We start from the raw sequence: 18,700 nt of genomic DNA, 5'->3' as shown, positions 1-18,700 counted from the left end.
CTGAAACAGGCCCGCAACGGGCCTGTTTTGATCAGAGGTGGCGGGCGTGAAAGCGCAGGTGCGCCTCGATAAAGCTCGCCACGAAGTAGTAGCTGTGGTCATAGCCCTCGTGGCGGTTGAGCTCCAGCGGCCACTCCTTGCTGGCTGCCACCTCGGCCAGCGCATCGATATGCAACTGCTCGGCGAGAAAAGGATCATCCAGTCCCACATCCACCAGGGTGGGCAGCGGCGTGACCGGCTGGTGGCGCAGCAGCTGGCAGGCATCCCACTCCTGCCACAACAAGGGATTGCTGCCGAGGTAGGCGCCGAGCGCCTTCTGGCCCCAGGGGCAGCGGCTCGGGTGGCAGATCGGGCTGAACGCCGAGACCGAGCGGTAGCGACCGGGCTCTCGCAACGCGGCGATCAGCGCCCCGTGACCGCCCATGGAGTGGCCACTGATGGCGCGTCGGGTCGAGACCGGGAAGTGGGTCTCTATCAAGTCAGGCAGTTCGCGGGTGACGTAGTCATACATCTGGTAGTGCGCCTGCCAGGGGTTCTGGCTGGCATTGACGTAAAAGCCCGCGCCCATGCCGAGGTCATAACCGGGATCGTCGGCTACGCCGTCGCCGCGGGGGCTGGTGTCCGGCGCCACCAGGGCGATGCCGAGCTCGGCGGCGATACGCTGGGCACCCGCTTTCTGCATAAAGTTCTCATCGGTGCAGGTGAGGCCGCTGAGCCAGTAGAGCACGGGCACCTTCTGGCCGGTGAGGGCCTGGGGCGGCAGATAGATGGCAAAATTCATCTCGCAGCCGAGCACGCTGGCGTGGTGGCGATAGCGCTTGTGCCAGCCGCCGAAGCTCTTGTTGCTGCTGATAATCTCCAGATTCATCGAAGGACTCCTGCACCCCACCCACGATGGCGGGCGGGGCGATCATGCTCAGTAGTGGATGACGGTGCGGATGCTCTTGCCTTCATGCATCAGATCGAATGCCTCGTTGATCTGCTCAAGCGGCATGGTGTGGGTGATGAAGTCATCGAGGCGGAACTCGCCCTGCATGTAGCGCTGCACATAGCTCGGCAGTTCGCTGCGACCGCGTACCCCGCCGAAGGCGCTGCCGCGCCAGACCCGACCGGTCACCAGCTGGAACGGACGGGTACTGATCTCCTGACCCGCTCCGGCCACGCCGATGATGACCGACTCGCCCCAACCCTTGTGGCAGCACTCCAGCGCCGCACGCATCACCTTGACGTTGCCGATGCACTCGAAGGAGAAGTCGACGCCGCCGTCGGTCAGCTCGACGATCACCTCCTGAATCGGTTTGTCGTAGTCGTTCGGGTTGATGCAGTCGGTGGCGCCCAGCTTGCGGGCCAGTTCGAACTTGCTCTCGTTGATGTCGATGGCGATGATGCGACCGGCCTTGGCCAGACGAGCCCCGATCACCGCCGAGAGGCCGATGCCCCCCAGCCCGAAGATGGCGACGCTCTCACCCTCTTTCACCTTGGCGGTGTTCATCACGGCGCCGATGCCGGTGGTGACGCCGCAGCCGAGCAGACAGACCTCTTCCAGCGGGGCGGCCGGGTCCACCTTGGCGATGGAGATCTCCGGCAGCACCGTGTATTCGCTGAAGGTGGAGGTGCCCATGTAGTGATAGATGGGCTGGCCATCTTTCGAGAAGCGGGTGGTGCCGTCCGGCATCAGCCCCTTGCCCTGGGTGGCGCGGATCTTCTGGCAGAGGTTGGTCTTGCCGGATTTGCAGAACTTGCACTCGCCGCACTCGGGGGTGTAGAGCGGGATCACGTGATCGCCCACCTTGACGCTGGTGACCCCTTCGCCGATGGACTCGACAATGCCGCCCCCCTCATGGCCGAGAATGCAGGGGAAGACCCCTTCCGGATCTTCACCGGAGAGGGTGAAGGCATCGGTGTGGCAGACACCGGTCGCGACGATGCGCACCCGCACTTCGCCCGCTTGCGGTGGCATGACCTCGACTTCTTCGATGGAGAGGGGCTGACCCGGGCCCCAGGCGATGGCGGCTTTACACTTGATGCTTTGAACCTGTGCCATGAATGACATCCTTCTTGTTGAGCAGGGTGAACAGAGATGAGTTCGGGCATTCAGTGTAGTTTCCCGCCGATTTTGTGATAATGAGGACAAATCTCAAATCACTTTTACACACAGGTAATAATGTTCGGCTGGGAAGGGATCTGTGAATTTGTCAGCGTGGCAGAGCAGGGGGGCTTTACCCCGGCGGCGCGCAAGCTGGGGGTGTCGGTGGCGCAGGTCAGCCGTCAGGTGGCACAGCTGGAAGATCGGCTGCAGGCCAAGCTGCTGCTGCGCACCACCCGTCAGGTGCGGCTCACCGAGCTTGGCGAGATCTACTATCGCCACTGCCGTCAGCTGCTGGACAACCTCTACGAGGCAGAGCTGGCGGTGGGGCGCCATCAGGCGGTGCCGCAAGGCACCCTGCGCATCACGGCCCCCGTCTCCTACGGCGAGAGCCGCATCGCCCCGCTGGTGAACGACTTCATGGTGCGTTTCCCCCAGCTGGAGGTGACCCTCAACCTCACCAACCAGCTGCTGGATCTGGTGCACGAAGGCTACGATCTGGCGCTGCGGCTCGGCCACCTCAAGGATTCGACGCTGGTGGCGCGCAAGCTGGCGCAGCGGGTGCCCTATGTCTGCGCCTCACCGGCTTACACCGCCCGCCACGGCATGCCCAACAGCCTCTCCGAGCTGACCCGCCACACCTGTCTGGTGGGCAACAGCGACGAGTGGCACTTCACCCTGGATGGCCGCCCCCACAGCGTGCGGGTGCGCGGCTTGTTGGAGTGCAACAGTGGCCATGCCCTGCTGGATGCGGCGCTCAAGGGGATCGGCATCATCCAGCTGCCGGACTACTACGTGAGCGACCATCTGGCGCGAGGGGAGCTGATCGAGCTGCTGCCCGAACTGCGGGCCCCGGCCGAGGGGATTTGGGCCCTCTATCCCCATAACCGCCACCTCTCCCCCAAGGTGCGGCTGCTGGTGGACTATCTGGCCGATCGGCTGAGCGACCCGCACCAACCGGCACTGGTGATGCCGATAGGCTAGGGTGTTCCCCAGCCGTTGACTCACCGGCGGCTGGCGACAGGCGCGATGGCTGGAAAATAAAAGAGCCCTTGAGGAATCAAGGGCTCTTTTGCAGGCAACAACCGGAGAGTCAGCGACCCATCACTCGATGTTCTGAATTTGCTCGCGCATCTGCTCGATGAGAACCTTCAGCTCGACGGCGGACTGAGTCACTTCGGCGTTGATCGACTTGGAGCCAAGCGTGTTCGACTCGCGGTTGAACTCCTGCATCATAAAGTCGAGACGACGACCGCAGGCGCCACCCTTCTTCATGATCTTGTTGGTTTCGCTGATGTGCATCTCCAGACGATCCAGCTCTTCGGCTACGTCGATCTTCTGGGCCAGCAGCACGATCTCCTGCTCGATGCGAGCCGGGTCCAGCTCCACCTTGGCTTCGGCCAGACGGTCGGTGAGCTTCTGGCGCTGCCACTCGATGATCTGCGGCAGGTGGACGCGCACCTTCTTCACTTCCACCTGAATACCGGCCAGACGCTGTTCGATCAGCGCCTTGAGGTTGGCCCCTTCGCTGGCGCGGGAGGCGAGGAAATCTTCCATGGTCTGGTCAAAACCGCCGAGCAGCTCGGTGGCGACCGCGTCCATGTCCTGCTCGGCGGCAGCCATGACGCCCGGCCAGCGCAGTACGTCGACCGGATTGAGTTGGCCCTGACCCGCCTCTTTCATTACCCAGCTGGCGCTGTCGATAATCAGCTTGGCCAGCTCTTCATTGATATGTAGCTGGCTGGCTGCGGCCTGAGCGGCCTCGAAGCGCAGGTTGCACTCCACCTTGCCGCGCTGCAGTTTGGCGCGGAAACGCTCACGCAGAACCGGCTCCAGGCTGCGCAGTTGCTCCGGCAGGCGAATGTAGGTCTCCAGATAACGCTGGTTGACCGAACGAATTTCCCAAACGGCTGTGCCCCAGTCGCCCTTGAGTTCCTTGCGGGCGTAGGCGGTCATGCTGTGAATCATTGATTGTTCCGGGCTTGATGAAGTGTGCGGCCAGTATACTCAGCCCGGCCCTGCTCGTCAGCCGATGCCGTGGTTTTAGCGGCTGATATTTGGGGCGGGATCACTTATAATCCCCCGCCAATTTGAGCCAGCCCAGAGGTCCGTTCCATGTCACGTCCAAGCGATCGCAGTGCCGCGCAACTTCGCCCGGTTACCATTACCCGCAATTTCACCAAACATGCAGAAGGCTCAGTGCTGGTGGAGTTCGGTAACACTCGCGTGCTCTGCACCGCCAGCGTCGACACCAGCGTGCCGCGCTTCCTGAAAGGGAAGAATCAGGGCTGGGTGACTGCCGAATACGGCATGCTGCCGCGCTCCACCCACTCCCGGATGAACCGCGAAGCGGCCTCCGGCAAGCAGAGTGGCCGTACTCTGGAGATCTCCCGTCTGATCGCCCGCTCCCTGCGCGCTGCGGTAGACCTGACTGCGCTGGGCGAGCACTCCATCACAGTTGACTGTGACGTGCTGCAAGCCGATGGCGGCACCCGCACCGCTTCCATTACCGGTGCCTGCGTGGCGCTGGTGGATGCGCTGAACTGGATGGTCGAGAAGGGCATGATCAAGCAGAGCCCGCTCAAGCAGATGATCGCCGCCGTCTCCGTCGGCATGTATCAGGGCGAAGCCATCTGCGATCTGGAGTACATCGAAGACTCCGCCGCCGAGACCGACATGAACGTGGTGATGACCGAAGATGGTCGCATCATCGAGGTGCAGGGCACCGCGGAGGCCGAGCCCTTCACCCATGAAGAGTTGCTGGAGATGCTGGCGCTCGCCAAGGGCGGCATCGCCGACATCATTGCGCTGCAGAAGCAGTCGCTCTCCTGATTTTAAAAACGCGGCATTGACCGCGTTTTTTTATACCCCCACACAAGACAACGACAAGCCAAGCAAGGAGCCAGAATGAAAGCCTACCAGCGTCAATTTATCGAGTTCGCCCTGGAGAAACAGGTCCTCAAATTCGGTGAATTTACCCTGAAATCCGGTCGTAAAAGCCCCTACTTCTTCAACGCCGGTCTGTTCAACAGCGGCCGCGATCTGGCCCGTCTCGGCCGCTTCTATGCCGCCGCTCTGATGGATGCCGGTATCGAGTTCGATGTGCTGTTTGGCCCGGCCTACAAGGGGATCCCCATCGCCTCCGCTACCGCGGTGCAGCTGGTGGAGCAGCACGATGTGGACGTGCCCTGGTGCTTCAACCGCAAGGAGGCCAAGGATCACGGCGAGGGCGGCAATCTGGTGGGCAGCCCGCTTAAGGGACGCATCATGCTGGTGGACGATGTTATCACCGCCGGTACTGCCATCCGCGAATCCATGGATTTGATCCAGGCCAACGGCGCCTCGCTGGCGGGCGTGCTGATCGCGCTGGATCGTCAGGAGAAGGGCAAGGGCGAGCTCTCCGCCATTCAGGAAGTGGAGCGTGACTACGGCGCCCACATCATCGCCATCATCCAGATGAGCGACTTGATCCAGTATCTGGAAGAGAAGCAGGCCGAACAGCCGGAGCTGGCAGCGCAACTGGCGGCCATGAAGGCTTACCGCGCTCAGTACGGTATCTGAGTTCAGCTCACACCGCGCAATAGCTGAATGCGGCGCCCGTTTGTTCTCTGGCAGCAAACGGGCGCCGTTTTTTCATCTGCAAAAAGTGGATCATGTGGCTTGAGCTTGCCCTTACAGTAAAGGTTAGGGTTTGCCAGTCGGCGTTTTGTTGTGCCGACGGGTTCCGGGGAGGAACAACATGACCACTCATCTTCAATCACCCATTCATCTGCAGTTGCCGCTCAGCGGCATGAGCTGCGCCAACTGCGCAGGCCGCATCGCGACCAGCCTCAACAAACTCGACGGGGTATCGGCCACCGTCAACTTCGCGCTGGAGCAGGCGGCCATCGAGCTGGCCAGCTCCGATCGCCTGCCTGCGGTGCTCGACAGCATCAAGAGTCAGGGTTACGACTACGGCAGTGAGACCTTTTTGTTCCAAATTACCGGCATGACTTGTGCCGGTTGTTCGGCTCGGTTGAACAAGATGCTGGCCGCGCTGCCCGGCGTTATCTCGGCCGAGGTCAATTTCTCTATCGAACAGGCCCGCATCGTGCTGGTCCCCGGGATGCAGACGCCCGCCGCTTTGCGCGAGCAGATCGAAGCGCTCGGCTTTGGTGCCCAGCTGGCACAAGGCTCGGCCAGCGGCCGCCGCCAGCAGTTGCTGGAGCGGGAAGCACAGGAGGCCGCCACAGCCCGTCAGGCTCAAACCCGGGTCATCGTCTCGGCTTTGCTGACGTTGCCGCTGCTGGTGGGGATGCTGGCCATGGCCGGACTGTTCCCCTGGCATCTACCCGCTTGGCTGGAGCTGGTGCTCGCCACCCCGGTGCAGTTCTGGATCGGCGCCCGCTTCTATCGCGGTGCCTGGCTCGCCATCAAGAACCGCGCAGCCAATATGGATGTGCTGGTAGCAACCGGCACCAGCGCCGCCTACTTCTACAGCCTCTATCTGTTGTTGACGCTGGGGATGGCTGCCAGCGGCAAGCTCTATTTCGAGGCGAGCGCCATCATCATTACCCTGATTTCGTTGGGAAAACTGCTGGAGGCGAGAGCCCGCCGCAGCACCCAGTCCGCCATTCGTGAACTGATGGCGCTGCGGCCGGAAACCGCCACCGTCTGGCGTGGTGAGAGCTGGCAAAGCGTCGCCATCGACGAGGTGCTGCGTGGCGATCGGCTGCGGGTGCTGGTGGGAGAACGGGTGCCGGTGGATGGCAAAATCGTGAGCGGCACCAGCGAACTGGATGAGTCGATCCTCACCGGCGAGAGCCTGCCGGTACCGCGCAGTGTGGGCGACAAGGTGCTGGATGGCGCTATCAACCGCTCTGGCGTGCTGGAAATTGAAGCCACTACGGTGGGGGAGGATTCCAGCCTCAGCAAGATCATCGCACTGGTGGAGAGTGCCCAGATGGGCAAGGCACCGCTGCAACAGCTGGTGGACAAGGTCTCTGCCGTGTTCGTACCGGTGGTGATGGCCATAGCCCTGTTCACCCTGCTGGTGTGGTACGCCATCAGCAACGACTTTGCTCAGGCGCTGCTGGCAGCGGTGGCGGTGCTGGTGATCGCCTGTCCCTGCGCGCTGGGGCTGGCTACACCGGCGGCCATCGTCACCGGTACCGGGGTGGCGGCGCGCCACGGCATCCTGATCAAGGATGTGGATACCCTGCAGAAGGCCCACGCCATCAAGGCGCTTATCTTCGACAAGACAGGCACTTTGACCCAAGGCAAGCCTGTACTGGCTAGCTGGAGTGGCAATGACGAGCAACTGCGCCTCGCCGCCGCCCTGCAGCAGGCGAGTGAACACCCGCTGGCGCTGGCCATGCGCGAGGCAGTCGGCAAGGAGGCGATACTGCCTCAGCCCGATGAGGTAGAGGTGCGGGTCGGTGCCGGTATAGTGGGTCAGGTGGAGGGTCACAGGGTCGCTATCGGTAATGGTTCCCTGCTAGCCCAGCTCGGCATTGAACCGCCGCAACAGGATGAACAAGTCGCCGATGGGGCGACCCGGGTTTGGGTGGCCATCGACGGCGTGGTGGCCGGCATCGGGGCGCTGGCCGATACCCTGCGCCCCGAGAGTCCGGAAGCCATCGCCACCCTGCGCCAGCGCGGCATCGCCAGCTGGCTGGTGAGTGGTGATGCACCGGCGCCGGTGGCCCATATTGCAGCCAAGCTGGGGCTGGACGGGGCCTTTGACTCCGTGCTGCCAGCGGGCAAGGTGGAGAAAGTGGAGGCGCTGCGGGCGCAAACCCGCGGGCTGGTGGCCATGGTGGGGGACGGGGTGAACGATGCCCCGGCACTGGCGGCGGCGGACGTCGGTATCGCCATGGGCTCCGGCTCCGATGTGGCGATGGAGACCGCCTCCATCACCCTGATGCGATCTGACCCGCGGTTGGTGGCCGATGCCATCGATATCTCGGCGGCGACCTGGCGCACCATACAGCAGAATCTGTTCTGGGCCTTCGTGTTCAACATCATCGGTATTCCGCTGGCGGCACTGGGCTACCTGAGCCCCGAGCTGGCGGGGGCGGCCATGGCCCTGAGCAGCATTACCGTTTTGAGCAATTCCCTGTTATTGAAACGCTGGCAGCCCAGGGCGGCGCACGGGCCAGCATCCAACCCGATCAGTAAGGAGGCATAAATGAACATCAGCAAGGTTGCCAAGGCCACAGGGCTGACTGCCAAGACCATCCGTTATTACGAGAGCATTGGCCTCATCACAGCCCCGGTACGCAGTGACAACGGCTATCGCAGTTACACCGAGGGGGCGCTGCGTGAGCTGCGTTTCGTCAAACGGGCGCGGGAGACCGGCTTCAATCTGGAGGAGTGTCAGGAGCTGCTGGCGCTCTACCGTGACGAACACAGAACCAGCGCCCAGGTGAAGAAGCTGGCGCAGGAGAAGATCGTCGATCTGCGGGCTCGCATCGCCGGCTTGCAGGCCATGCTTACCTCCCTGGAAGGGTTGGTTTGCTGCTGCCACGGGGATGAAAATCCCGAGTGCCCGATCCTCGACGAATTGGAGAAGGGGTGAGCAAGGACTCACCTGCCAGCGCAGAAGAAATCGTTATTGATTGATTAACTTCTTAATAAGCGGCGCTTTATTGTTGCGGGTCAGGGGGTAATGGTAGACTGCTCGGCTCTTGTACAGGAGTACTCAGTTGACCCAGAGTGTGACACGCCAGGTTAAGCAGGCCATTATGGCCCAGCTCTATACCCATGCATCGTTCAGTCTCCCCTGTTTGGGCGTGTTGGCATTTGGCTGGAGTCTGCTGTTTCACGACTATCTACCCGCCATCGAAGCGCTCGGTTGGCTGGCAGGCACTTTCCTGTGGCTGCTGGGTCGGGGCTGGCACCTGCGCTGGCGTCGAGCCCGCCTGCACCAGACGCCGTTGCCGGTGCTGGAGCGGGAGCTCTTTATCGGAGCCACCATCACCTCCATCATCTGGGCCCTCGGGGTGCTGCTCTACATGGACAAGCTGCCCGATACCTATCGGGCAGCCATGATGATGCTCTCCAGCCTCATTCTTACCGGCAGCGCCATCATGCTGTTTGGCAGCCGCCGTACCCTCTATGGTTCCGCCCTGCCGCTGGGCATGGCGATGCTGTTCGAGCTGGGTAATGGCAACGAGCAGGAGCGGATCGTCTCCTGCATGCTGGCGGGCTATCTTTTTGTCTTTCTGCCGACCCTGTTGCGCCGGATGCGGCGGGATCAGATCGCCTCGCTCCACCACCGCTTCTCGAACGCCGAACTGGTTGCCGAACTGAAGGCGGTCTCCGAGCATTTGCGTCTCACCTCCCGCCTCGACGGCCTGACCGGCATCGCCAACCGCGCCCATCTCGACGACTCTCTGGAGCGGGCCTGGCGGCGCTGCCATCGCGCCCGGGCGCCGTTGTCGCTGGTGCTGGTGGATGTGGATTACTTCAAGCAGTTCAACGATCTTTACGGCCATCAGCTGGGGGATGACTGCTTGCAACAGGTGGCGGGGCTGCTGGCCGAGGTGGAGCGGCGCGAGGACGATCTGGCGGCCCGTTACGGGGGCGAAGAGTTCGCCTTGCTGCTGCCCTGCACCGGCATGCAGGGGGCACTGCAGGTGGCGGACAATGTGCGGCAGGCGCTCAAGGAGCTGGCCATCCCGCACCAGAAATCGCTGGTCTCCGGTCGGGTCACATGTAGTTTTGGTGTTGCGACACTGATACCGGACAACAGCATGAAAATCGCCGATTTGATCCAAAAAGCGGATGCGGCACTCTATCAGGCCAAGCATAATGGGCGGGATCGAATCGAAGTAGCCTTGATGGGTAAGGTTGCCTGAATTTAACGTGACAGATTAAAGAGGTTGTCTATGCAATGTCATCGTATCGAAGAGCTGCTGGAGTTGTTGCAGCCTGCCTGGATCAAGGAACAGGATCTCAGCCTGGTGCAGTTTGTTGCCAAACTGGCCCAAGAAGCGGGATTTGAAGGGCCTCTGTCCGAGCTGACCGACGACATGCTGATCTATCACCTCAAGATGCGGGAATCCGACAAGCAGGCGATGATCCCCGGTCTGGCCAAGGATCATGTGCCCGATTTCAAAGAGGCACTGCTCAAGGCGCGCGGAATCAAGTGAATCTTTAGCGGAAGCGCATCACCTCGGGGTGATGCGCTTTTTTGTTGCCGAAAATTGAGATCCAACCCCAATATTAGATACATCTAATCCACACAATTAGCATGCTGTTTAAGATATAATCCGCTCCATAACAAATAAGGGAGCGATGTCTTGCAATGGCCGACCACGATAAAATCGATATCAAGGACGTCACCGACAAGGGCGTAACCGGGACCTTCAACCCCAATACGTTCAAAGCCAGCGACGACAGATTCAACCCGGGCAACCGCATCTATGTGCGGGCCCAGAAAGGGTATTGGCAGCGGATGCGCAAGGCCATGGGCTGGTTCTTTGTGGCGCTGTTCGTGCTGCTGCCCTGGCTGCGTTACGACGGGCGACAGGCGGTGCTGTTCGACCTCGGTCACCAGCAGTTCCATATCTTTGGCGCCACCATCTGGCCGCAGGATCTGACCCTGCTCGCTTGGCTCTTCATGATCGCCGCCTTCGGACTCTTCTTTATTACCACCTTCCTTGGCCGGGTCTGGTGTGGCTATCTCTGCCCGCAGACGGTCTGGACCTTCATGTTCATCTGGTTTGAAGAGAAGCTGGAAGGGCCCGCCAACAAGCGGCGCAAGCTGGACGAGGCGCCCTGGAGCGGCGAGAAGCTGGCCCGCAAGGGAGCCAAGCATCTGGCCTGGCTGGCGATCTCGCTGGTTACCGGCCTGACCTTCGTCGCCTACTTCCAGGATGTGACTGAACTGGTGCCGGACCTCTTCACCCTGCAGGCCAGCGGATGGGTGCTGTTCTGGGTGATCTTCTTCACCATCATTACCTACGGCAACGCTGGCTGGATGCGTGCCATCATGTGTATCCACATGTGCCCCTATGCCCGCTTCCAGTCCGCCATGTTCGACAAGGACACCTTCATCGTCGGCTATGACACCAAGCGTGGCGAGACCCGTGGCGCCCGCTCCCGCAAGGCGGATCCCAAGGCGATGGGGTTGGGTGACTGTATCGACTGCGATCTCTGCGTGCAGGTCTGTCCGACCGGTATCGATATCCGCGATGGCCTGCAGTATGAGTGCATCAACTGCGGTGCCTGCGTCGATGCCTGCGACCAGACCATGGAGCGGATGGGCTACCCGAAAGGGCTCATCAGCTACACCACAGAGCACAAGCTGGCCAACGACTCCACCCATGTGGCGCGGCCCAAGCTGATAGGTTACGGCTTGGTAATGGCAGTGATGCTGGGGGTATTTGTCTACAACGCCATGTCCATCATGCCGATGGGGCTCGATATCCTGCGGGATCGCAACCAGCTGTTCCGCGAAAACAGCGAGGGGCTTATCGAGAACACCTACACCCTCAAGATCCTCAACAAGACCCTGCAGTCCCAGACCTACCAGCTGGATGTTGAGGGCTTGCCCGAGTATCAGTGGTTCGGCCCCCGTGAAGTGACCCTGAAGGCGGGCGAGATCTACACCCTGCCGGTCAGTCTGGCGGTCGATCCCTACAACCTGAAACGGCCGGCGCTGGATATCCAGTTCGTGCTGAAACGGGAGGGGGCGGCGCCCGATGACAGCAAGGGCAACCTGCGCCAGGGCAGCAAGTTTATCAGCCGGTTGTAACTGCGTGTGGCTGCGGGCCGGGCGTGACACCAGTCCGGTCACCAGCGAGCACGGCAATGGCGGGCAGTGGTGATAGAATGGGGCGCAACGGCGCCCCTTTCTTTATGGTGGATGACATGCGTTTCAACTATTCCGACCTCAATCCCGACCTCATCATGGATGCGCTCGATCTCAGTGGCCTGCGGCTCGACTCCGGCCTTATCGAGCTCAACAGCTACGAAAACCGGGTCTACCAGTTTCAGGATGAGGATCGTCGCCGCTATGTGGTGAAGTTCTACCGTCCCGGCCGCTGGAGCCGGGCCCAGATCCTCGAGGAGCACAAGTTTGCCACCCGCCTTGCAGAGGCTGAGATCCCGGTTGCCGCGCCGCTCGCCTTCGCGGACGAGACCCTGCTGGAGCACGAGGGTTACCCCTTTGCCATCTGGCAGAGCGTCGGTGGCCGCCAGTTCGAGGTGGATAATCTCGACCAGCTTGAGTGGGTGGGGCGTTTCCTCGGCCGCATTCATCAGATCGGCGCCAGCAAGCCGTTCCACCATCGGGTACGGCTCGATGTGGAGAGCATGCTGCACGAACCACGTCAGCTGCTGGCGTCTGGCGAGTGGCTGCCAAGCGGGCTGGCGAAGCAATTCTTCGGGGTGCTCGACGAGCTGATCAAACATGTCAGCGACGCCATGACCCTGGATGTGGCGCAGATCTCCCTGCATGGCGACTGCCACCCGGGCAACATCCTCTGGCGCGATGGCCCCATGTTTGTCGACCTCGATGATTGCCGTACCGGCCCCGCGATTCAGGATCTCTGGATGATGCTCAGCGGCGAGCGCCACGAGCAGCAGATCCAGCTCGACACCCTGCTGGCGGGCTACGAGGAGTTTATGGAGTTCGACTCGCGGGAGCTGGCGCTGATCGAGCCGCTGCGGGCGATGCGCATCGTTCACTACATGGCGTGGCTGGCGCGGCGCTGGGAAGATCCCGCCTTCCCCCGTCACTTCCCCTGGTTCAATACCGATCATTACTGGCGTCAACAGATAGCGACACTGCACGATCAGCTGGAGGCACTCAAGGCGCCACCGTTGAGCCTGATGCCAAACTGGTGAAATAGAAGGGATCTTGCGCGGCAAGGGGGACTCGATCTCCGGCCCTGACCATTGACGTCAGCATGGCGAAACAATAGGCTTGGCACTGCTTCGGTTCGCCGGGCGTGCCTCACAGTGATCCCTTAACAGGAAACATCATGAAAAAAGTTCTATTTTTCCTTGCTGCCATGCTGATGATCCCCATGGTTCACGCCGCCCCCGAGTTCAAGGAAGGCGTCAACTACGATGTGGTCAAACAGACTGGCAGTGCCCAGCCGGAAGTGATGGAGTTTTTCTCCTACTACTGCCCGCACTGCGCTACCTTCGAACCGATCGTTGAACAGTTGAAGGCCGGGTTGCCAGAGGGTGTGCCCCTCAAGAAGAACCCGGTTGCTTTCCTCGGTCGCGAGATGGGCCCCGAGATGCAGCGTGCCTACGCTGTTGCCAGCCTGCTCAATGCCGAAGCCAAGCTGACTCCGACCATCTTCACCAAGATCCACACCCAGCGTCAGCCGCCGATGAGCCGTGACGATGTGAAGAAGATCTTCGTGGACAACGGCGTACCGGCTGAAGAGTTCGACGGTGCCGTCGACAGCTTCGCCGTCTCCGGCATGGTCTCCCAGTTCGATCGCAACACCGAGAGCTACAACATTCGTGGTGTACCGGCCTTCCTGGTGAACGGCAAGTACATGGTGAAGATTGAATCCATCACCTCTCAAGAGCAGTTCAACAAGCTGGTGCAGTTCCTGCTGGCCAAGAAAGACTGATACCCCTTGAGTCGATAAAAAAGCCCGCCGGTGCGAACCGGCGGGCTTTTTGTTTTCTGGTGATCGGGAAGATCAGACCCCGACGTGGAACGCCTGTTTGAGGTTGCGGATAAACTCCGCATCCCGACAGAGGGTCTTGCCCGGACTGTCGGAGATCTTGGCGACTGGGCCGCCATTGCACTCGATCAGCTTGAAGACGATGTTCATCGGGCTGACACCGGGCAGATCGCAGGTGAGCTTGGTGCCGATGCCGAAACTGGTGTTGATGCGGCCACGGAAGTGACGGAACAGCTGCACCGCCTTGTCGAGGTTGAGCCCGTCGGAGAAGACCAGAGTCTTGTCGGTGGGGTCGATGCCGAGGCGCTGATAGTGGCTAATCGCCTTCTCGCCCCACACTACGGGATCGCCGGAGTCGTGGCGCAAGCCCTGGTAGCTGCTGGCCAGCTCGAAGTCGAAGTCCCGCAGGAAGGCATCCATGGTGATGCAGTCGGTCAGGGCGATGCCAAGATGGTCGGTGAACTCGTCCAGCCAGCTGGTGAGGGCGGCGCGCTGGCTGTGTTCCAGCGGGAAGCCGAGCTGCTGGTGCGCCTGGAACCACTCATGGGCCTGGGTGCCGACCGCGGGCAGCTTGTACTTCTGGGCCAGCATGTAGTTGCTGGTGCCGCGAAACGCCGGCAGCCGCTCCTTGAGGCGACCCACTACCGCATCCTGTACCGCGTGAGAGAAGCGGCGGCGGGTGCCGAAGTCGATGAGGTTAAACTCGCTCATCTCGTCGCTGCTCAGCTCCTTCTCCAGCTTGTCGATCTTCTGATCGAGCCGCTCCAGCGCGTGGCTGACGCCGAACTGGGGGTAGCGGAAGCGGTTGCGCATCTCGCTGATGATGGCGAGCACCGGGATTTCCCACAGGATCACATCCTGCCAGGGGCCCTCGACCCGCACATTGATGCGGCCATCCTGCTCGAACACTTTGAGTAGCGAGGCGTCGAGCGGCTTGCGGCGCAGGTGGTCGAGGTAGTCAGGGGTGAAGAAGGGACGCTCGGCCAGAAAATCGAGCTCTGGCTTGGTCAGTCGCAGGGATCCGGCGAGGCGCAGTTGCTCCTCGATCTGCCCCATCATGGGCAGCAGATCCTCTTCATTGCGGCTGTGAAACTCGGCCACCACCTCGGCATCCGGATAGCGATGGAACACCGCCTGCTGCATATGCAGCTTGTAGGCGTCGGTGTCGAGCAGGCTGGTGAGGATTGGGGGCATATCAGGCTCCTCGCAGACTGGTGAGCACGATGGAGCTCCCCTGCCGCATATGTAACGTGCAGGCGTCGGTGTCGAGCAGGCTGGTAAGAATCGGTGGCATATCAGGCGTCCAGCAGGCGTTGTACATCGATCAGGGTCTGGGCCAGTTCGGCGCCAGCTTCGATCATCTGGGTGTGGGCGCTGGCAACCGTCGCGGGGGCGATGCCACGGCAGGCATCGAGATGGACGATCACCCGGAAACCTGCGCGGCGCAGTTGCAGCACGCTGGTTTTGACACAGTAGTCGGTTGCGAGGCCGCCGACCAGCACGGTATCGACCTTGCGGGCTTGCAGGAATTCGATGAGTCCGGTGCTGCGCCGTTCGGCCAGGTCGTGGAAGCAGGTGCCGTAGGGATGCAGATCAGGCTCGACCCCCTTCCAGACGAAGAAGTCATAGTCGATGGGAGCGGGCAGGCCGTCGAGCAGCTCGAAGCCTTTGCTACCCGGTACGCAGTGCACCGGCCAGGTGAGGTCTGCGTTGGGCAGATCCAGCGGCAACAGCATGCCTGCGGGGTCAGAGACGGCCCAGTCGGCATTGGCAGGGTGAGAGTCTTTGCTGCCGATCCGCAGCGTGGCGAGGGTGGCCTGAGCGTTGAGCGCAGCCACAATATCATCACCGCCCGCGACGGGCAGTTCGTTCGGGCAGAGGGGGGTAAAGCCCTTCTGCGCATCAATATCCAGGCTGGCGACGGTTCCCATGATTGGCTCCTGCACATACTATTCGTGTGATATTATCTACCAAACATTAATGGAAGGCGAGCAGGGCGATCGGCATGCTGAGAATGAGTCTGGATATGGTGGTGCTGCGGTTGCATGAGGAGCGGCTCGAGCTGCTGCTCGAGACCCGCGATCGCCCCCCCTTTGCCCACTGCTGGCAACTGCCTGCGCTGCGTATCGACGAGACTCGGGATCGGGATCTGGATGCCGCCCAGCGCCGTCTGCTGGCGGAGTGGGGGCTCGGTCACTGCTACAGCGAGCAGGTCTGCACCCTCGGCAATCTGGAGCGGGATCCCCGCGGCTGGTCCACGACCCTGGTCTATCTCTGTCTGGTGGATCCGGAAGTGGAAGCGATCCACGGTTGCTGGCACCCGCTCGCCAACCTGCCGGGGCTGAGCCTCGCCTTCGACCATGTCCAGCTCATCGCCAAGGGGCTGGAACGGCTGCGGATCAAGAGCCGTTACAGCACCCTGCCGCTGCAACTGCTGGGGCCCGAGTTTACCCTCTCCGAGGTGCAGCGCGCCTTTGAAATCATCCTGCAAACACCCATGAATACGGCGGCATTTCGCAAGCGGATCCATCGCGCCGACATTCTGGTGGATACCGGCCGCAAGCGCACCGGCAAACAGCGTCCCGCCATCCTCTACCGGCTGGAGAGCCCCTGCTGCGTGATGTTCGATCAAGTGATGCATGGAGCGGAAGCATGAGTGATACCAGCGTGCACAAGGTGCTGGTGAGTGCCTGCTTGCTGGGTCAGCCGGTGCGTTACGACGGTCAGAGCAAGGGGATCGTCAGCGACTGGCTGAGTGAGCTGGGTGCCGAGGGGCGGGCGCTGGCGTTTTGCCCCGAAGTGGCTGGCGGTTTGCCGACCCCGCGCCCCCCTGCCGAGCGGCAGGGCGAGCGCGTAGTGACGGCGAGCGGAGTGGATGTGACTGCCGAGTTTGATCGCGGCGCCGAGCTGGCGCTGGAAATCTGTCAGACGCAGGGCATTCGCTTCGCCCTGCTGAAAGAGGGGAGCCCCTCATGTGGCAGCGACCGTATCTATAACGGCCGCTTTGAAGGTGTTTCTGTAGCGGGCGAGGGCAAGACCACTGCCCTGCTGCGCCGCCACGGGATTGCAGTCTTTTCCGAAGATCAGTTGGCCGAGTTGGCTTCTGCGCTCTCTTTGGATTCCTCCCCGGATTTGGCGGTAACCGGCAGCGGCGCCTGACCGCTCTGCCACCCCTCCAGCACCTCGTCCTTCTCCTGCCAGCGCTGGTTTAGCCACTCCTGAAAACCGCGCTTGAACTGCTTGTCGTTGAAGTAATCTCCTATCAGCTGTTCATTCACCGGCAGCTCTTCAATCCGCACCTGAATGCGTTTTACCCGTCCCATCAGGAAGTCCTTGAACGGGGTCTCGGCGTTGTCCGGATAGCGGATGGTGACGTTGATCAGGCTGTCGAACTGCTCGCCCATGGCTGCCAGCGTAAAGGCCAGCCCCGCCGCCTTGGGGGGCATCAGATGGCGGTAGCGGGAGCGTGCTGCGTCCCGTTTCTGCTCGGTGAAGCGGGTCCCTTCAACGAAGTTGATGACGGTAGTGGGGATGTGGCGAAACTTCTCGCAGGCGTTGCGGGTGGTCTCGATATCCTTGCCGCGCAGATGGGGATTTCTTAACAGAAACTCTCTCGAATAGCGGCGCATAAAGGGCATATCGAGCCCCCAGCAGGCGAGCCCCAGCAGCGGGATGTAGATGAGCTCGTGCTTCATGAAGAACTTGGGCACCGGCAGCCTATCGCGGAACAGGTGGCCGAGCACCACGATATCGGTCCAGCTCATATGGTTGCTGATGATGAGATACCAGCCATCCTTGCGCAGCTTGGTATTGTCCTCCACCTGCCAGTCAATACGGGTGGTGAGGCTGATCACCAGCGCATTGCAGGCCAGCCACAGTCTCATGAAGCGGTTGTTGAGGCGGCTGCAGGCGCGGCCAAAGGCCGGGATCGGCAGTACTAGTTTGGCCAGAGACACCAGCAGGATCAGGCTGGCGCACAAGGCGGTGAAAAGGATGGTCAGGCCCGCGCTGATGATCAGCACCAGCGGGCCGGGAAGCAGGGATAGCATGAATGTTTACTGCGCCTTGGTTGCCAGCAGTTGGCTCAGGGTCTGGTCCTTCTCGTGCCAGATCCCGTTCAACCACTGTTGAAACTCTTGTTGGAACTCGGGGTCATTGAAGTAATCCCCCACCAGCTTGCGGTCGATCGGCAAATAGCGGACCTGAACCTTGATTTGCCCGACCCGGCCACACATGAAGTCCCAGTAGCTGGGAATGCCGTCCGGATAGGCGATGGTGACATCCACCAGTTGATGCAACTGGTCACCCATGGCTGCCAGGGTAAAGGCGATGCCGCCTGCTTTCGGGTGGAGCAGGTGACGATAGGGCGAACCCTGCTTCTGATGTTTGCCCTTGGTGAAGCGGGTGCCTTCGACGAAGTTCATCACACTCACCGGAATGTGGCGGAACCTGGCACAGGCTTTACGGGTTGTTTCAATGTCTTTTCCCTTCAGATGGGGATGCTTTTCCAGAAATTTCCTGGAATATCGCCGCATGAAGGGGAAGTCGAGCGCCCACCATGCCAGGCCGAGAAAAGGTACCCAAATAAGCTCTTTCTTGAGGAAAAACTTCAGGAAGGGGATTTTTTGGTTAAAAACCCGCTGCAATACCAGTATGTCGACCCAGGATTGATGGTTGGCAATCACCATATACCACTCATTCCGGCGCCCTTTGTCCACTCCGACCACCTCGAAAGGGGTTTTGATGATGGTTTTCTGGATCAGATTGTTGAAACCGATCCAGCAGCTGGCACAGCCATCCAGCAGCCAGTTGCAGAGGGTGCGCCACCCCTTGAGGGGGAGCAGGAGCTTGAGCAGACCCAGCGAGAAGATGGGGACAAACCAGAAGAGGGTGTTGAAAAAATAGAGCAGGGTGGAGAGGCTGCCACGCAGTCGCTCTGTCAGCTTGTTGGGCATGAGTCGGGTCCGTCTTGCTG

At 61.2% G+C, this 18,700-nt stretch carries 19 protein-coding genes; 12 read left to right on the top strand and 7 right to left on the bottom strand.

Annotation, left to right across the window (positions count from 1 at the left end; all coding sequences use genetic code 11):
* Window positions 1–31: 31 nt before the first annotated feature.
* Complete coding sequence (gene fghA, locus AB5Y84_RS17280) at window positions 32–868, bottom strand: S-formylglutathione hydrolase (RefSeq protein WP_368177444.1); 837 nt, start codon at window positions 866–868, stop codon at window positions 32–34.
* 48 nt (window positions 869–916) lie between these two features.
* On the bottom strand, window positions 917–2,044 hold the full coding sequence (locus AB5Y84_RS17275) for an S-(hydroxymethyl)glutathione dehydrogenase/class III alcohol dehydrogenase (RefSeq protein WP_216949839.1): 1,128 nt from the start codon (window positions 2,042–2,044) through the stop codon (window positions 917–919).
* 120 nt (window positions 2,045–2,164) lie between these two features.
* On the opposite strand from AB5Y84_RS17275, the gene AB5Y84_RS17270 reads away from it, so the two are divergent.
* Complete coding sequence (locus AB5Y84_RS17270) at window positions 2,165–3,070, top strand: LysR substrate-binding domain-containing protein (protein ID WP_368177443.1); 906 nt, start codon at window positions 2,165–2,167, stop codon at window positions 3,068–3,070.
* A gap of 120 nt (window positions 3,071–3,190) precedes the next feature.
* Here the strand turns inward: AB5Y84_RS17270 and AB5Y84_RS17265 are convergent, their stop codons facing one another.
* On the bottom strand, window positions 3,191–4,054 hold the full coding sequence (locus tag AB5Y84_RS17265) for a YicC/YloC family endoribonuclease (RefSeq protein WP_042031958.1): 864 nt from the start codon (window positions 4,052–4,054) through the stop codon (window positions 3,191–3,193).
* Between the two features lie 147 nt (window positions 4,055–4,201).
* On the opposite strand from AB5Y84_RS17265, the gene rph reads away from it, so the two are divergent.
* The 9 genes from rph to AB5Y84_RS17220 all read left to right on the top strand — a co-directional run bounded on the left by rph (window position 4,202) and on the right by AB5Y84_RS17220 (window position 13,668).
* On the top strand, window positions 4,202–4,918 hold the full coding sequence (rph, locus tag AB5Y84_RS17260; protein WP_005339589.1) for a ribonuclease PH: 717 nt from the start codon (window positions 4,202–4,204) through the stop codon (window positions 4,916–4,918).
* 75 nt (window positions 4,919–4,993) lie between these two features.
* Window positions 4,994–5,647, top strand: coding sequence for an orotate phosphoribosyltransferase (gene pyrE, locus AB5Y84_RS17255; protein WP_010676102.1), 654 nt, complete (start codon window positions 4,994–4,996; stop codon window positions 5,645–5,647).
* A gap of 178 nt (window positions 5,648–5,825) precedes the next feature.
* Entirely contained in the window at window positions 5,826–8,255 is a 2,430-nt protein-coding gene (locus tag AB5Y84_RS17250; RefSeq protein WP_368177442.1) for a heavy metal translocating P-type ATPase, read from the top strand.
* Complete coding sequence (gene cueR / locus AB5Y84_RS17245) at window positions 8,256–8,645, top strand: Cu(I)-responsive transcriptional regulator (protein WP_005356117.1); 390 nt, start codon at window positions 8,256–8,258, stop codon at window positions 8,643–8,645.
* A gap of 127 nt (window positions 8,646–8,772) precedes the next feature.
* Window positions 8,773–9,927 carry a GGDEF domain-containing protein gene (locus tag AB5Y84_RS17240; protein ID WP_005339596.1) on the top strand — a complete coding sequence of 385 codons (1,155 nt, stop codon included), beginning with the start codon at window positions 8,773–8,775 and terminating at the stop codon, window positions 9,925–9,927.
* Window positions 9,928–9,957: 30 nt separating this feature from the next.
* Window positions 9,958–10,221: a YihD family protein gene (locus AB5Y84_RS17235; protein WP_005339598.1), complete on the top strand. Its 264-nt coding sequence runs from the start codon at window positions 9,958–9,960 to the stop codon at window positions 10,219–10,221.
* A 155-nt stretch (window positions 10,222–10,376) separates the two neighbouring features.
* Window positions 10,377–11,828 carry a cytochrome c oxidase accessory protein CcoG gene (ccoG, locus tag AB5Y84_RS17230; protein ID WP_005357450.1) on the top strand — a complete coding sequence of 484 codons (1,452 nt, stop codon included), beginning with the start codon at window positions 10,377–10,379 and terminating at the stop codon, window positions 11,826–11,828.
* Between the two features lie 104 nt (window positions 11,829–11,932).
* A complete protein-coding gene (locus AB5Y84_RS17225; RefSeq protein WP_216949364.1) occupies window positions 11,933–12,922 on the top strand; it encodes a serine/threonine protein kinase in 990 nt (329 codons plus the stop codon).
* 137 nt (window positions 12,923–13,059) lie between these two features.
* The gene (locus AB5Y84_RS17220) at window positions 13,060–13,668 is read left to right on the top strand and encodes a thiol:disulfide interchange protein DsbA/DsbL (RefSeq protein ID WP_216947699.1); all 609 of its coding nucleotides are present in this window, start codon (window positions 13,060–13,062) and stop codon (window positions 13,666–13,668) included.
* Window positions 13,669–13,740: 72 nt separating this feature from the next.
* On the opposite strand, the gene pncB is transcribed toward AB5Y84_RS17220, so the two are convergent.
* Together pncB and AB5Y84_RS17210 are read right to left on the bottom strand one after the other, a co-directional pair.
* Complete coding sequence (pncB, locus tag AB5Y84_RS17215) at window positions 13,741–14,919, bottom strand: nicotinate phosphoribosyltransferase (protein ID WP_005339605.1); 1,179 nt, start codon at window positions 14,917–14,919, stop codon at window positions 13,741–13,743.
* Between the two features lie 101 nt (window positions 14,920–15,020).
* Entirely contained in the window at window positions 15,021–15,656 is a 636-nt protein-coding gene (locus tag AB5Y84_RS17210) for a nicotinamidase (RefSeq protein ID WP_005357452.1), read from the bottom strand.
* A gap of 74 nt (window positions 15,657–15,730) precedes the next feature.
* Here AB5Y84_RS17210 and AB5Y84_RS17205 point away from each other — a divergent pair, with 74 nt between their 5' ends.
* Both AB5Y84_RS17205 and AB5Y84_RS17200 read left to right on the top strand, forming a co-directional pair.
* Window positions 15,731–16,381, top strand: a complete 651-nt coding sequence (locus tag AB5Y84_RS17205; RefSeq protein WP_005339607.1) for a DNA mismatch repair protein MutT — start codon at window positions 15,731–15,733, stop codon at window positions 16,379–16,381.
* Entirely contained in the window at window positions 16,378–16,884 is a 507-nt protein-coding gene (locus tag AB5Y84_RS17200; protein WP_368177441.1) for a DUF523 domain-containing protein, read from the top strand. Before AB5Y84_RS17205 ends, AB5Y84_RS17200 begins: the two co-directional genes overlap by 4 nt.
* On the opposite strand, the gene AB5Y84_RS17195 is transcribed toward AB5Y84_RS17200, so the two are convergent.
* Window positions 16,809–17,774, bottom strand: coding sequence for an acyltransferase (locus AB5Y84_RS17195; protein ID WP_368177440.1), 966 nt, complete (start codon window positions 17,772–17,774; stop codon window positions 16,809–16,811). The genes AB5Y84_RS17200 and AB5Y84_RS17195 overlap by 76 nt on opposite strands.
* 6 nt (window positions 17,775–17,780) lie before the next feature.
* Window positions 17,781–18,680 (bottom strand): acyltransferase, encoded by a 900-nt coding sequence (locus tag AB5Y84_RS17190; RefSeq protein ID WP_005339610.1) that lies wholly within the window; start codon window positions 18,678–18,680, stop codon window positions 17,781–17,783.
* Window positions 18,681–18,700: the final 20 nt, after the last annotated feature.

This window comes from Aeromonas sp. s11, from assembly GCF_040907945.1.
Classification (GTDB): domain Bacteria; phylum Pseudomonadota; class Gammaproteobacteria; order Enterobacterales; family Aeromonadaceae; genus Aeromonas; species Aeromonas veronii.
This window is presented reverse-complemented; position numbering and strand designations above follow the sequence as displayed.

Coding starts and splice junctions, on each gene's coding strand:
- AB5Y84_RS17210 (WP_005357452.1), bottom strand. CDS start 15,656: ATGGGAACCGTCGCCAGCCTGGATATTGATGCGCAGAAGGGCTTTACC.
- AB5Y84_RS17200 (WP_368177441.1), top strand. CDS start 16,378: ATGAGTGATACCAGCGTGCACAAGGTGCTGGTGAGTGCCTGCTTGCTG.
- rph (WP_005339589.1), top strand. CDS start 4,202: ATGTCACGTCCAAGCGATCGCAGTGCCGCGCAACTTCGCCCGGTTACC.
- pyrE (WP_010676102.1), top strand. CDS start 4,994: ATGAAAGCCTACCAGCGTCAATTTATCGAGTTCGCCCTGGAGAAACAG.
- AB5Y84_RS17250 (WP_368177442.1), top strand. CDS start 5,826: ATGACCACTCATCTTCAATCACCCATTCATCTGCAGTTGCCGCTCAGC.
- AB5Y84_RS17220 (WP_216947699.1), top strand. CDS start 13,060: ATGAAAAAAGTTCTATTTTTCCTTGCTGCCATGCTGATGATCCCCATG.
- AB5Y84_RS17275 (WP_216949839.1), bottom strand. CDS start 2,044: ATGGCACAGGTTCAAAGCATCAAGTGTAAAGCCGCCATCGCCTGGGGC.
- ccoG (WP_005357450.1), top strand. CDS start 10,377: ATGGCCGACCACGATAAAATCGATATCAAGGACGTCACCGACAAGGGC.
- AB5Y84_RS17225 (WP_216949364.1), top strand. CDS start 11,933: ATGGTGGATGACATGCGTTTCAACTATTCCGACCTCAATCCCGACCTC.
- AB5Y84_RS17270 (WP_368177443.1), top strand. CDS start 2,165: ATGTTCGGCTGGGAAGGGATCTGTGAATTTGTCAGCGTGGCAGAGCAG.
- AB5Y84_RS17195 (WP_368177440.1), bottom strand. CDS start 17,774: ATGCTATCCCTGCTTCCCGGCCCGCTGGTGCTGATCATCAGCGCGGGC.
- AB5Y84_RS17265 (WP_042031958.1), bottom strand. CDS start 4,054: ATGATTCACAGCATGACCGCCTACGCCCGCAAGGAACTCAAGGGCGAC.
- fghA (WP_368177444.1), bottom strand. CDS start 868: ATGAATCTGGAGATTATCAGCAGCAACAAGAGCTTCGGCGGCTGGCAC.
- pncB (WP_005339605.1), bottom strand. CDS start 14,919: ATGCCCCCAATCCTCACCAGCCTGCTCGACACCGACGCCTACAAGCTG.
- AB5Y84_RS17235 (WP_005339598.1), top strand. CDS start 9,958: ATGCAATGTCATCGTATCGAAGAGCTGCTGGAGTTGTTGCAGCCTGCC.
- cueR (WP_005356117.1), top strand. CDS start 8,256: ATGAACATCAGCAAGGTTGCCAAGGCCACAGGGCTGACTGCCAAGACC.
- AB5Y84_RS17190 (WP_005339610.1), bottom strand. CDS start 18,680: ATGCCCAACAAGCTGACAGAGCGACTGCGTGGCAGCCTCTCCACCCTG.
- AB5Y84_RS17205 (WP_005339607.1), top strand. CDS start 15,731: ATGCTGAGAATGAGTCTGGATATGGTGGTGCTGCGGTTGCATGAGGAG.